This window comes from Alteromonas lipotrueae, from assembly GCF_019249215.1.
Classification (GTDB): Bacteria; Pseudomonadota; Gammaproteobacteria; order Enterobacterales; family Alteromonadaceae; genus Alteromonas; species Alteromonas lipotrueae.
This window is the reverse complement of the sequence record NZ_JAESDI010000001.1, coordinates 275,997-289,552: the sequence shown is the minus strand read 5'-3', so window position 1 is coordinate 289,552 and position 13,556 is coordinate 275,997. Positions and strand designations below refer to the sequence as shown.

Annotated in this window: 12 protein-coding genes; 11 read left to right on the top strand and 1 reads right to left on the bottom strand. The window is 43.4% G+C overall.

Translation table 11 applies throughout. The features are described from left to right. The first annotated feature begins 101 nt into the window (after window positions 1–101). The 5 genes from JKP82_RS01270 to JKP82_RS01250 are packed head-to-tail and all read left to right on the top strand — an operon-like array spanning window position 102 to window position 4,609. Window positions 102–824 (top strand): cytidylyltransferase domain-containing protein, encoded by a 723-nt coding sequence (locus tag JKP82_RS01270; RefSeq protein WP_218395514.1) that lies wholly within the window; start codon window positions 102–104, stop codon window positions 822–824. Then, complete coding sequence (locus JKP82_RS01265; protein WP_159529353.1) at window positions 821–1,888, top strand: polysaccharide pyruvyl transferase family protein; 1,068 nt, start codon at window positions 821–823, stop codon at window positions 1,886–1,888. The genes JKP82_RS01270 and JKP82_RS01265 overlap by 4 nt, the downstream gene beginning before the upstream one ends. Continuing rightward, the gene (locus JKP82_RS01260; protein ID WP_159529355.1) at window positions 1,885–2,874 is read left to right on the top strand and encodes an N-acetylneuraminate synthase family protein; all 990 of its coding nucleotides are present in this window, start codon (window positions 1,885–1,887) and stop codon (window positions 2,872–2,874) included. Before JKP82_RS01265 ends, JKP82_RS01260 begins: the two co-directional genes overlap by 4 nt. Beyond that, complete coding sequence (locus JKP82_RS01255) at window positions 2,871–3,803, top strand: glycosyltransferase family protein (RefSeq protein WP_159529357.1); 933 nt, start codon at window positions 2,871–2,873, stop codon at window positions 3,801–3,803. Before JKP82_RS01260 ends, JKP82_RS01255 begins: the two co-directional genes overlap by 4 nt. A 35-nt stretch (window positions 3,804–3,838) precedes the next feature. Then, window positions 3,839–4,609 (top strand): class I SAM-dependent methyltransferase, encoded by a 771-nt coding sequence (locus JKP82_RS01250; RefSeq protein WP_159529359.1) that lies wholly within the window; start codon window positions 3,839–3,841, stop codon window positions 4,607–4,609. A gap of 19 nt (window positions 4,610–4,628) precedes the next feature. On the opposite strand, the gene JKP82_RS01245 is transcribed toward JKP82_RS01250, so the two are convergent. Further along, a complete protein-coding gene (locus JKP82_RS01245) occupies window positions 4,629–5,672 on the bottom strand; it encodes a glycosyltransferase family 52 (RefSeq protein WP_159529361.1) in 1,044 nt (347 codons plus the stop codon). 347 nt (window positions 5,673–6,019) lie between these two features. On the opposite strand from JKP82_RS01245, the gene JKP82_RS01240 reads away from it, so the two are divergent. From JKP82_RS01240 to fliF, 6 genes are all read left to right on the top strand, one after another. Beyond that, window positions 6,020–6,817 carry a flagellin gene (locus tag JKP82_RS01240; protein ID WP_218395592.1) on the top strand — a complete coding sequence of 266 codons (798 nt, stop codon included), beginning with the start codon at window positions 6,020–6,022 and terminating at the stop codon, window positions 6,815–6,817. A gap of 155 nt (window positions 6,818–6,972) precedes the next feature. Further along, window positions 6,973–8,424 (top strand): sigma-54 dependent transcriptional regulator, encoded by a 1,452-nt coding sequence (locus tag JKP82_RS01235; RefSeq protein ID WP_159529363.1) that lies wholly within the window; start codon window positions 6,973–6,975, stop codon window positions 8,422–8,424. A gap of 131 nt (window positions 8,425–8,555) precedes the next feature. Then, window positions 8,556–9,719 (top strand): sensor histidine kinase, encoded by a 1,164-nt coding sequence (locus JKP82_RS01230; protein WP_159529365.1) that lies wholly within the window; start codon window positions 8,556–8,558, stop codon window positions 9,717–9,719. Window positions 9,720–9,737: 18 nt separating this feature from the next. Continuing rightward, window positions 9,738–11,078, top strand: coding sequence for a sigma-54-dependent transcriptional regulator (locus tag JKP82_RS01225; protein WP_013785108.1), 1,341 nt, complete (start codon window positions 9,738–9,740; stop codon window positions 11,076–11,078). Between the two features lie 441 nt (window positions 11,079–11,519). Continuing rightward, on the top strand, window positions 11,520–11,849 hold the full coding sequence (fliE, locus tag JKP82_RS01220) for a flagellar hook-basal body complex protein FliE (protein WP_159529367.1): 330 nt from the start codon (window positions 11,520–11,522) through the stop codon (window positions 11,847–11,849). A gap of 12 nt (window positions 11,850–11,861) precedes the next feature. Beyond that, entirely contained in the window at window positions 11,862–13,556 is a 1,695-nt protein-coding gene (gene fliF, locus JKP82_RS01215) for a flagellar basal-body MS-ring/collar protein FliF (RefSeq protein WP_159529369.1), read from the top strand.

The following is a 13,556-nucleotide window of genomic DNA, read 5'->3' as shown; positions in this document are numbered from 1 at the left end:
TTCCAAAAGTCACTTTCATTTAGAAACGAACTTTACGAAGCCCTAAAGTTGCTGGCATAACTTTTGCTGAAGTCGATTATGAAAAATAAGGCGTCAAAAATATGAGAATACTGCCAGTCGTATTTGCTAGAGCCGACTCTAGCCGGCTTCCTGGAAAGGTATTATCGCCAATTTTAGGCAGTCATTCCGTCATTGATTGTATTATTACGCAAGTTCGCGCTCTGGCCTATGAAGAGAGTGCAATAGCAGAGCCAGTAATAGCCACATCAACTCGCTCTGTGGATGATAGTATTGCACGATATGGAGAAGGCAAGGGTGTGCAAGTTTATAGAGGCGCCTTGTCGCCCATGCTTAGGTTGTGTGAGTTAGCGAGTGCAAATGTGGATGCGTGGCTATGGCGGCTTAATGCAGATAGTCCGCTCATTTTATTCCCTCTCATTAAGCACATCGTTTCAAAATTGAGCGATATGGATGACGCCACGCAATTGATCACTAACTTGAATAAGAGGACATTCCCTTATGGGATCTCTTTAGAAATGTATCGTTCACGATGGCTACGTGAAATAGTTAACAGCAGCCATACAGAAGAAGAAAGAGAACATATTACGCCAATTTGTAAGAGGCTAAATAACGACAATATTTGTAACATCGAGGCCAATGATTTAAGCATTCCAGATTTTGACTCAACCGTACGCTTAACCATTGACTATGAAGAAGACGCCGACTTTTTTGGTTCGCTCTGGCTACATCCAGTATTTGATAGTACTGAGGTTGGAAGTATTGAGCGAATTACTATGGCATACAAAGAACGAATTAAATTATGAGATATAATATTTACCACATTTGTCCATTTGGACATGGCTTTAATATAGGTAACTTCCTGATTCAGCAGGCGGTTCGACGAATGGTGGAGCGACAATGTAACGGCGCGGTGAATTTCATTACCATACCTGCTGCGGGGTTTGGTGCAAAGTCAGGCCTAACCAAAAAAACAATATACGATATAAATCAAACGGCATCAGGCGTCATTATCGGTGGCGGCAACCTCTTTGAAAATGGCGAAATAGAATTTGATAAAGGGGCATTAAGAGCGCTGAGAAAGCCTATGATGGTTTACTCAACGTCTTACGGAAATATTTACGGTTCAGATTTATCGTATGTAAGGCGAACAGATGCAATCAATGACGGCGACTTGGTGACGCTGTTGGAGCATGCTGATGTCGTTCTCTCAAGAGATGCAGCAACGTATAATCATATCGAATCGCTCATGCGCCATCCCGATCATCTTGTCGGTGGGTGTCCTTCAGTCTACATTTCTGATTTAGCTAACAGAGAATTTTCAAAAGATGGTCAGCAAGAAGCGCGTTTCCCGTTGCTTGCGGTACGTAATCCCGATCAGATGAATATTCCCCTATCTCAAAAAATGAAGATGCACCATCTGTCAGAGCGGTGTCTTGATTTACTTGAATCACGAACCAATAAACCGGCGCGCGTACTGTGCAACGATCAAAGAGATATTGAATATGCTATGTCGTTTGGACGAGATATCCTATACACAAGCGACGTGTATGAATACTTCAATATTTTAAATAGCGTTGAAGCCGCTATCTCATTTCGTGTACATACAAGTCTACCGCTTTGGTCGCTTAGAAGACCTACTCTAAACCTTTCTTATGATGAACGTTCGGAAAGCCTGATTAACACACTGGGAATGGAAGCGTGCGACTTAAATATTATTGAGCGCCGAGAAACAATCTTCGAAGATTTAAAAAATCATGTTGAGAATATGCCAGAATCTGTCGCGATCCCCCCTTGTTGGGATACCCTTCATGATATTCAAGTCGAAGGAATCAATCGTTTCTTGACTAAATTGAGGCCGGTAAAATGAAAATAATTGCTGAAGCGGCCATGAATCACTTTGGTTCAGTTCCTTTGCTGTGGACCAATACAGAGGTTGCGTTAAATGCTGGTGCTGATTACGTAAAATTTCAACTAATACGCGATGAAACCCTATATGCCCCAGGTGATTACGAATATGGCACCTACGATATTGATGATGTTCGTTGGTTAAGGCACCACTCTCGAATTCCTCATGAACAATATAAAAGTATTGTAGAGCGTGCATCCACTAAAAGGGGATATCGCTGTGTTACATCAACCCCTTTCGATTTGTTATCGCTTGAAGAGCTTATCGAAACAGAACCTCCATTCATAAAGATTGCGAGCGGTGATAACAATTACAATGATCTTCTTGATGCTGCTGGATCCAGTGGCTTTCCAGTAATTCTCTCCACCGGTATGTCAACCATTGAGCAAATAGATCAATCGGTCGAACGGTTATTGAGTCATACTTCCAATATCGTTCTCATGCACTGTGTGGCGGAATACCCCCATGATTTGTCTAACGCCATGTTGGGCACTATTCCTTGGTTACAAAATCGATACGGTATTCCTATTGGTTTCTCTGACCACTCTGACGGTTACGCCGCCGCAGTTTTAGCGGCTTCTTTAGGGGTGGAATGGATAGAAAAGCATTTTTCATTATCACCCGCAAATGGCGGTCTTGATGTAAAGCACTCCCTAGACGGGGAAGCGCTCGCTGTGTTTTGTAAAATGGTAAAAGATACCCAAAGTGCGATGCAAAGTGTACGCTCAGAGCCAACTGAAGCGGAACTTTATACCGCAAAAAGAGCGCGCAGAGGACTTTACTTCAGGCACGCACTGCCTAAAGGTCACGTTATTACCAAAGAGGATATAGCTTATTTGCGTCCAGAAAGGGACTTTCCTCTGGAGTCATTAGATGTGGTTGTTGGTCAGACTCTGCTTACTGATGCCACTGCAGGTAAGCCTATAGACAAAACAGATATTAAATGAACATTGTTGCAAGCGTACTCATCGTTGCCGAAATAGGAAAAAATGTGGGGTGGGGCCATGTTGCTCGCGCTCAACTTTTGAGAGAAATACTTTCGCCTAAAATGGCTGTAACGTTAAAAGTCGTTAATCGAGAGCCGTGGGGTGATCCCTTGCTCGAAGATGAGTACGCTCTGCGCAATATTGTTGATGCCGATATCGTTTTTCTCGATGGATTATCTCTAAAGAAAGAAACTGAATGCTACGTAAGGGCGCCGAAGAAGATATCGCTGTCTTATATTTCAGATGTTAATGAAGATGTCGATTACGTTGTTGCACCTAGCTTAAATGGGATGACTGCACCAGCTCACTTTCTCACGGATTTGTCTGCTGTGCTATGCAACATCCCTTCGTCGAAATGGATGGAAAGTGCTTCGAAGCCTATCAAAGCCCGTAATACACGACTGATAGGTGTTTGTATGGGGGGAGGTGATGCAGATGGAGTGGCGCCTTCTATCGTTGATGCGTTAGCTGAGCAAGGATATGAGCCACTTGTTTATCCACCTCAGAAAAATAAATCGCTATCGCTTAACGAGTTTTTACACCGTAAGCTGAAAGATAAAGAATCGCAAGCTTTCTCCTATAGTGACCTAAAGGCGTGCAACGCAGTTATATGTCAAGGTGGTCTTAGTGCTGTTGAATTAGCGTTAATGGGAATGCCGACCGTGATTCGTCGGCGAACAAACTTTAGTGAGGCATATCGCTTTTTGTATTCATATGGGTGTGCACTGCCATCAACAGAAAATACTATTCCATCGCTGATAAATGCTATTGAGAAAATTGCCGATGACCCTCAATTGCGTCAGCGTATGTCGTTGGCGGGTAAATCGCTTAACACACACGTAGATAAATCGTTTTGGTTCTCGTTAACCAATAGACTGATGAGTAATTAATTATGAAAATATGCCGCTTCTGTCAGGGTAGTGATTTGAAAATTTGGACGGGTAATTATTATCGGTGTAATGACTGCCTGTATATTTGCACGGTACCTGTACCAACGCCAACTGAAATTAGTAACCATTACGCGCATTACCATGAAAAAAATCATCAGGCTTCGGAAGTAAAAAATAAGGCGCGCGCAGTATCTTACATACAAGAAGTGGATTGGATTAAAAGCCAAATTACCGATCCATTAGAAGGGCCTGTATTTGACTATGGTGCCTCTGGTGGCTACTTCCTAGATGCCTTGGTTGAACACGGTGGAATTAAAAACGTACGGGCCTTTGGAGATGACTTATCCATTGGCGCGGTAGAGACATTGACACAGAAAGGATATCACTTGAGTGTTGATAAAGTAGGAAAGGGGACGATGAACCTTGTCGTTCTGCGAGGAGTGTTAGAGCACTTGGTGGACTTTAGGGCGTTATTAAAACAGCTTACGGATTTAGTGTCAGAAGAGGGATATTTCTTTATCACTGCAACACCAGATTCGAGCTCTACGGTCGCCAATTTGTATCGGGATGAATGGGTTCAACATCATTATCCTAGCCATTTTCAACATTTTTCAGCGGCATTGGTTGATGAATTGTTTGCTGAGCTAAATTTTGTACTTGCTGATCATGTGGATCTCTATCGAGACTCTGTCTACCGTTCAGATCAGGACAATGAAAACTGGTTATCTTCCGTGCACAAACGAGATTCACAAAAGCGACACGCTTATTGGGGATCTATGATGACCAGGCTTTATAAACGCGCATAATTTCTGTTGTTTTGCAGCTTTATTTCAATAAATGTACTGGCAAGCGTTTTTCGTAATAGTCGTAAATAAGATTAATAAATTCTAAATCTGTTACATGACTGCTTCTCGAACGATTTTTTGCCAGTTTTTCGTTAAATCTATGTGCTGGTATTTTGAAAGCATGAACGTCTATCCCTTTCTGAAATTTAACAATATTCCAAAGCGACGTAGATAAAAAACCACACACTGTTTTAGGCGCGTGGGTTTGACTTATAAGGAAATTCTCGGCTGTTAGTTCAGTGTGTATAATCGTAATTTTTCCCGTTGCTGCAAGTGATTCGATCAAAGTATGATCTTCTCTCGGGTGTGGCAGGTAGAGCATTCGCTTACCTTTGAACTGGTCACAAATCTCATTTAAACATATTTCGTAATCGCTAGCGGTCATGTGATTTATTTTTACAAACGGTTGACCCAAAAAAAGAACGGAATCAGATTTCTGGTCATCATGGGTAAAACACAGTTGCTTCATCGGGTTGTTCACGACGTTAAAATAATCACAAGCTTCATAATCAAACACGGTAAAGAGGTCATATCTAACGGGCTTTAAGTTCCATAGACCATATTTTATTTTAACAGCTTCAATAGTGCGTTGCCTTTCAATGTTGCGGCTAACTGACATGTCATAATAGAGGCCATACCTCGTTAAACTGTGAATTGCTAATAATGTTCCAGTGCCATCATCCATGAGGATGGTCGAGGGATTTTGAAGAGAGTTGACGATATCCACAAAAATGTAGAGGCGTGCATCAGCAAAAAAGACAAAGTCTAAAGACTCTGCTTTCAACGTATCTAAATGTTGAGCATATGCCTTAGTACCTTCTTCAATATCGTGATCATTACGAGTACAAAATATAGTTTTTGCATGGGGAGGCAAAAGTTGTTTTATCATTAACCGCCACTTAGGGTTGTGATCGCTTGCCACGATAAAAAAGGTACTTTGTTCAATATTAAACTCTGTTATTGCTTCTAGCGCATTAATAACATGTAGCGGAGTTTGAACTAAAAATAGGGCAGTGCGTGCCATCAGTATTTTACCTTTCGTATATTTATAGTGTGACTTAGAAGGTCTTTTCAGAACACGCTCGACGACTGATAAAAACCGCCAAAAATCCTTCATTATTAACTATACAACTATCTGTGAACAGAATAATAATTATAGCGGCGTGGTGGTGTCCTACTTTTCATTACGAACGCCTTTATTTCCTGCACTTCTCGTGATTCATTGGCAAATATTTTATCAATAAATCCTAGGTAAAAGGCAGGTTTATAGAAAGTGATATCAAGGTATGTCGGTTTATACGCTTAACTGGTTAGATGTTGAGCAGTATCATGCTATAATACATCATGGAAAAGTTTAAAATGGTGGCAATTATGCAGGTAAATAACAGCAGCACATCATCCTTATTCAATCAAATTCAAGATAAACAGACTGATCTGTTTGAAAAGTTAGCGTCTGGCAAAAAGGTCAATAATGCTTCAGACGGCGCAGCGGCCCAGCAGATTATTGACCGTTTAACGTCTGAGGTTGAAGGCAATCGTCAGGCTGTGAACAACGTTTATGATGGCATTTCGTTAGCTCAAGTCGCTGAAGGCGGTTTAAGCAACATTAACGATGATGTAAATCGTATACGCGAGCTTACTATTCAGTCTGGTAACGGTGTGTTAAGCGACGGCGACCGTCAAGCGCTGCAATCTGAAATATCACAGCTTCAAGAGAATATCAGCTTTACCATTGAGCAAACCAATTTTGCTGGTAAACCTTTGTTGTCTGACAATGGCGCGTTGAGTTTTCAAGTTGGGGCGAATGGTGGCAACTCAGTTGATGTTAAAACCCAAGATATTGGTAGCCAACTATCTGACGTACTTTCTATCGATTTAACTTCTGGTAGCAGTATTGATGATGCGTTAAATGCTACCGACGAAGCGATTGAAATTTTAGGTGGCGCACGTGGCGATTTAGGTGCTACGCAAAATAGTTTGGCTAGTACTGCTCGAAATTTAACCCAATCCAATGTGAACACGGCAGAAGCACGTAGTCGAATTCAAGATTTAGATTACGCTCAAGCAAGCTCTCAACAAGCGGCAAATAATGTCCAAGGGCAAGCGGCTTTAACGGTTCAAGCCCAAGCGAATCAGCAGCAAGGGCAGGTTTTGGCACTGCTCAGTTAAACATTAAATTTGAGTGAGTTATTCGAAAGAAGCAGGGAAACCTGCTTTTTTTATTGCTACATTTCCGAAAACACCAGTTGCGCTGCGATCTTTTGTCGTTACAATTTACAAATGCGCTAAACTGTAAATAATAACAAAGCGTTCTCGGGGATTTGATGAAGGATATTTTGCTGGTTAGTGATAGCCAGGAACTAATTCATAGCTTAGAAACCATAGTCACCTTTTTGGGAGAGTCGTGTCAGTCACGAGGGCTTTCTGACTGTGAAAGTTACCTGAAAGAAAAGGGTGCAGATGCCGTACTTATTGAGTACGCGTCGTCGTCAGTGGTGAATTCACTGGTTGCTCGTTTTCCACACATACCATTCGTCGCCATTTTACATTCAAATGGTGAGGTGGCCGCTTCGTGCAATTTAGTCAGCGTGATCACCTTACCGCTTACTTACCCAGTACTTACGCAATCAATTCACCGATGCCAAGAATATAGCCGCAGAAAGCCGGGTAAAACCCGCGCTGGTGGCTCTAAAACCCGCCTGTTTAGAAGTTTGGTGGGCAAGAGTGATGAAATTCAGGTTGTGCGTCGTTTGGTAGAGCAAGTGGCTCCTACAGAGGCAACGGTGCTAATTTTGGGGGAGTCTGGTACGGGAAAAGAAGTGGTGGCACGTAATGTACACTTCTTGTCAGAACGTAAAGATGGCCCTTTTATTCCCGTTAACTGCGGTGCTATACCCGGCGAGCTTCTTGAAAGTGAATTGTTTGGTCACGAAAAAGGCGCCTTTACCGGTGCGATTAGTGCTCGAAAAGGCCGCTTTGAATTAGCTGAGGGTGGAACATTATTTCTAGATGAAATTGGCGACATGCCGTTGCAGATGCAAGTCAAACTGCTTCGGGTACTGCAAGAGCGTATTTACGAGCGAGTAGGTGGTAGCAAGCCTCAACAATGCAATGTTCGTATTATTGCGGCTACCCATCGTCATCTAGAAACTATGATCAAAGAAGATAAGTTTCGTGAAGATCTCTACTACCGCTTAAACGTGTTCCCTATCGATAGCCCTGCATTACGTCAACGAAAAGACGACATCCCGTTACTGCTGCAAGAACTCAACAGCCGTATTCAAGGGGATGGTGTAGATAGTGTGAGGTTCACTGAACGCGCAATAGAATCGTTAATGGAGCATAATTGGGCGGGTAATGTTCGTGAGCTATCGAATCTAGTTGAGCGCCTGAGTATACTTTATCCCGGTCAAATCGTTGATGTGGCCGACCTTCCAGAGAAATACCAGTACGGTGAAATTCAAGCGTACGAACCAGATTACCCCGAAGAATTGCTAGAGCGAGACGCGTTTAATGCGCTTTTTGCAGAATCAGCTTCGCAAGATCACTTTGATGAACCTGAGGAAGAGAACAGTTTACCTCTTTCTTCTTCGCTGCCTGAGGAAGGGGTTAATCTAAAAGAATACTTGTCTGAACTTGAAATTACCCTCATTCGCCAAGCCTTAGAGCAGCAAGAATGGGTCGTTGCTCGCGCTGCGGATAAGCTCGGAATGCGCAGAACCACCCTTGTTGAGAAAATGCGTAAGTACGATATTCAGCGTATGGAAGAAGTTTAACGTCAATTACCTGACGTTAAACTTCTTCCTTAATTTATCGTAACCATATGATAAATATAGTATAAAAACTGGCATGTCTTCTGCAAAGTAAAATCATATACACAAACCGTCTTTAAATTGACGAGAGCCATATGATTTTTGATAGCACACACGACAGCAGTACTTCGTCTTCTGAACAATTCACTTCATCTTATGATGTGCCTAGTGTCGAGCATGCGCTTGAGGCTACAACACCGTCGTATGTGAGTGAAGCAGAAGTGAGCTCACTTCGTCGCCAAGCCAGTCGTTTGGAAAACTTGCTTCAAGTCATGCCGGCAGGCGTCATCGTTATTGACGGCAAAGGGGTTGTACGTCAAGCCAATGACTTAGCTAAGGCATTGCTGGGTGAGCCGCTAGAAGAACAAATATGGCGTAGCATCATTGCTCGCTCATTTAATCCTCGTGCAGACGATGGTCATGAAGTGTCATTGGTAGATGGTCGTCGCGTTAAACTTTCTATAACGCCACTTGAAGACGAACCAGGGCAGCTGATTGTTATTACAGATTTGACGGAAACACGTCGGCTTCAAGCCAGTGTCAGCCATATGCAGCGTTTATCTTCATTAGGCAAAATGGTGGCATCCCTTGCGCATCAGATTCGAACGCCTTTATCCGCAGCGATGCTTTATGCCTCCAATTTAACGCGAAAAGATTTACCCCAGCATGCATCTGAGCAATTTGCTCGAAAGATGACAGACAGACTTAAAGAGTTAGAAAGCCAAGTTAATGACATGCTGTTGTTCGCCAAGTCTGGTGAACAACAAGTTGTGAATACCTTATCGCTTGCCAGCTTGCGAGAAGCAATTGAGCCTAATGCGCAAACCATCACTGCGCAGCAAGCACAGCAAATTGCTTTTAATGGCTTCGATTCAACGGATGCACTTATCACTGGGAATCTCACCGCGCTGCAAGGTGCTGTGCTGAACCTTATTCAAAATGCGAGTCAAGTTACGCCCAAGGGCTACACGGTTTCGATTAATGCAGTAGTACATGAAAATAGGGTGCTACTTTGCGTTAACGATAAGGGACCAGGTGTACCCAATACCCTAATCAATAAAATATTCGAGCCGTTCTTTACCACCAAAACCCATGGCACAGGGCTGGGGTTAGCCGTGGTGAAATCGGTAGCTAAAGCACATAACGGTTCGCTTAGCATGGTAAATCTTAATGAAGGAGGTGCTTGCTTCACGCTTGCATTGCCTTGTAACACTCAGGCTATCGGGCAACACAATAAGCCTCACTCAAATGTCGCTTAATTGCTAGGAGAATTAGAAATGTCTAAAACAACTATTCTTATCGTGGAAGACGATGCTGGATTACGCGAAGCGTTGTACGACACCCTATTACTAGGCGATTACGATGTTGTAGATGCCGACTGTGCCGAGGCTGCGTTAATGGTCTTAGCGGGTCGAAAGATAGACCTTGTGGTGAGTGACATCCAAATGGGTGAAATGAGCGGCCTTACTTTATTGAAAAGTATTAAGGCGAAATACCCTCAACTGCCTGTATTGTTAATGACAGCGTATGCCACCATCGATGATGCCGTGCAGGCCATGCGAGATGGGGCAACTGATTATCTGTCTAAGCCATTCGCACCTGAAGTGCTACTTAATCTTGTTGGGCGCTATGCACCTGCTCAAAAAGTAGAATCTTGCACGCCTATTGTGGCTGACCCTTCTAGTTTAAAACTACTCGAATTATCAAGAAAAGTGGCGAAGTCAGAAGCGACCGTGATGGTACTGGGTCCAAGTGGTTCTGGTAAGGAAGTACTTTCTCGCTATATACACGATCAGTCTACTCGCGCCGATGCGCCTTTTGTGGCAATTAACTGCGCCGCTATTCCTGAAAATATGCTTGAAGCTACCTTGTTCGGTTATGAAAAAGGCGCGTTTACCGGCGCGATTCAAGCGTGCCCAGGTAAATTTGAACAAGCCCAAGGCGGTACACTGCTATTAGATGAAATTACCGAAATGGATTTAGCACTTCAGGCGAAACTACTTCGTGTTATTCAAGAGCGTGAAGTAGAACGACTGGGTGGGCGCAAAACGATTAAACTAGATGTGCGGGTGATTGCCACCAGTAACCGCGATTTACGTAAAGCGGTAGAGCTAGGAAACTTCCGGGAAGATTTATATTACCGCTTAAATGTTTTTCCTATCACATGGCGGCCACTTGCTGAGCGTCCAGGTGATATTGTACCGCTAGCTGAACACCTGATTAATCGTCACACTAGCGTACAAGGCTTAGGCAATGTTCGCCTCAGTGCCGCTGCACGAAATAAATTGGCGCAATACACTTGGCCAGGTAACGTGCGAGAGCTTGAAAATGTTATTCAGAGGGCACTCATACTGTGTGAAGACGGCAGTATAGAGTCTGGTGACTTAATGATTGATATGGCGGTGCATGACGAGATGGCAGTAAAGCAGGACGAGCCCGAAGATAATAGTCGTTTAGGCTCAGAGCTTCGCCAGCAAGAACATCAAATCATCCTCGATACACTTACCCTGTGTAACGGTAAGCGTAAAGATGTGGCAGAAAAACTCGGTATCAGCCCTCGAACCTTACGTTATAAATTGGCCCGAATGCGTGAAGATGGGATTGAATTACCTGCTTAACATATCAAACTAGCTTGGTAACAAAGAGGGGGCTTTTATTCTTTATTTTAGGCCCTTATTTTTTAGCGGGATATCTACTTTGCTGTAGTGTATCTTGCCTTGCCTTGCCTTGCCTTGCCTTGCCTTGCACTTGGTTGTGCGTCACGGTAACGTGCGGAGCGTTTTGCGCTGCTCCGAACTATTTTACATTGCGCATTTACACCACTTTACACCTATTCACTTTCTTGACGCTATTTCCCCCTCTCTGTCATAAAATTGGCTACTTCCTTAAAAAATTGCGTAAGTCATTGCTTTAAAATGGCTTTTGTATGAATTTTAAAGTTGGCTTGCCACTTGCTAGTAGTCTTATAGTTATAAGTAGTTGTCTTATAGTTAAGTGTTAGTCATCAGAGCGCATTGTCATTAAACGACAATTCCCCATCAATATTCTAAGGAGTGGTTATGGATGTTAAAGCCAATAGTTTATACCAAGAAATGCAGAGCATGATTGGGCAAACTCGTATGCCTTCAAACGAACTTCAACCCTCAAATGAGATTAACCCCTCAGCGAGTGATTTTTCTACCATGCTTAAACAAGCGGTAGATGGGGTTAATGGCATGCAATTAGAATCTAAAGATGCACAACAGCGGTTTGAAATGGGTGACCAGTCATTGAGCCTCGCTGAAGTTATGCTTACAAAAGAGAAAGCAGGCATAGCCTTTGAGGCCACAGTTCAAGTACGAAATAAAGTGCTTGAAGCGTATAAAACCATTATGAACATGCCGGTGTAGTTGGAGTAAGTCATGGCTGAAGCAACAGGCACAAATTTAACCGTTAACGACCCTTCCATGGGGAACGATAACGAGCCTGAGAATAAATCAGGATTCATGGATACCTTAGGCAGTGCTGACATGATGCGCCAGATGGCGCTAGTGGTAGTGCTTGTTATTTGTGTCGCGATTGCAGTCTTTATATTAATTTGGGCGCAAGAGCCTGATTTTCGTCCGTTAGCAAAAATGGAAACCCAAGAGCTTATTGAAACCTTGGATTATATGGACGCCAATCAAATTGAATATCGTTTAGAGGGAAACACGGTATACGTTCGAAGTGACGAATTTCAAACTATACGCTTGGGTATGACACGTCAGGGCTTAACCGGCTCTTCTGATGCTGGTACCGATATTATCATGCAGGACATGGGATTCGGAGTAAGTCAGCGGGTAGAGATGGAACGCTTGAAACATGCCCGTGAACAACAAATAGCCGCCACTATTGAAGATATCTCAAGTATACAAAAAGCACGCGTTTTGTTGGCTATGCCAAAAGAGAACGTATTTGCTCGCCGAGAGAAAAAAGCCTCGGCTACGGTAGTACTTACCGCTAAGCGCGGCAAAGTGATTGCGGGAGAGGAAGTTGACTCAGTTATCGATATTGTGGCGTCAGCGGTACAAAACATGGAGCCATCTGCGGTAACGGTGACCGATAGCAATGGCCGATTACTAAATTCGGGTTCACAAGACTCGCTAAGTGCTCGAGCACGAAAAGAATATGAAATTGAAAGACAGCGCGAACAAGAATACCTAGAAAAAATTGACGCTATTCTTATTCCTGTTTTGGGAATTGGTAACTACACCGCGCAAGCGGATGTGAGTATGGACTTTACTGCACTAGAGCAAACTCAGCGTAGCTATAACCCCGATTTGCCAGCTGTTCGCAGCGAAATGATCAATGAACAAAATAGTGTGGGTGGTGGTGCCATGGGTATTCCCGGCGCGCTAACTAACCAACCGCCGTTAGACTCGAATATTCCTGAAAATCCAGAAGCAGGCGCACAAGCTACTTTGCCAGGAAGTACATCGAAAGTATCTACTCGTAACTACGAACTAGACACCACCATTAGCCATACCAAAAAACAAAGCGGCGTAATCCGCAGGTTAAGCGTATCGGTGGCGGTAGACTATCTTCAAGTTGCTGGTGAAGATGGTACTACGTCGGCAGAGCCTCGCAATCAAGAAGCGTTATTAAACATCCGCCGTTTACTACAAGGCGGTGTTGGATTTGATGTGACTCGTGGCGACTCGTTAGAAGTGGTCAGTGTTCCTTTCACCCGCATGGATGATGGTGTTATTGAAGAAGCGCCAATATGGGAACAGCCGGCATTTTTGCCTATACTTAAGTTAGTCATTGGTGGTTTAGTTATTATTGTGCTTATCATCTTTGTGATAAGACCCATGCTACGTCGCTTGATTAACCCTGACGAGTCGAAAGAAGCTGATGACTTTGATGCAGACGAAGGCCTAGATCTTGGTGACGAAACCATTAATATGCTGTCTACTGACTTCGATGAAGGTCAGGTAGGCTTTGCGGCAGATGGCTCACTAATGTTGCCAGATTTACATAAAGATGAAGACGTATTAAAAGCGGTTCGTGCACTGGTTGCGAACGAACCTGAATTGTCAGCCCAAGTTGTTAAGGGCTGGCTGATGCAAGATGAGTAA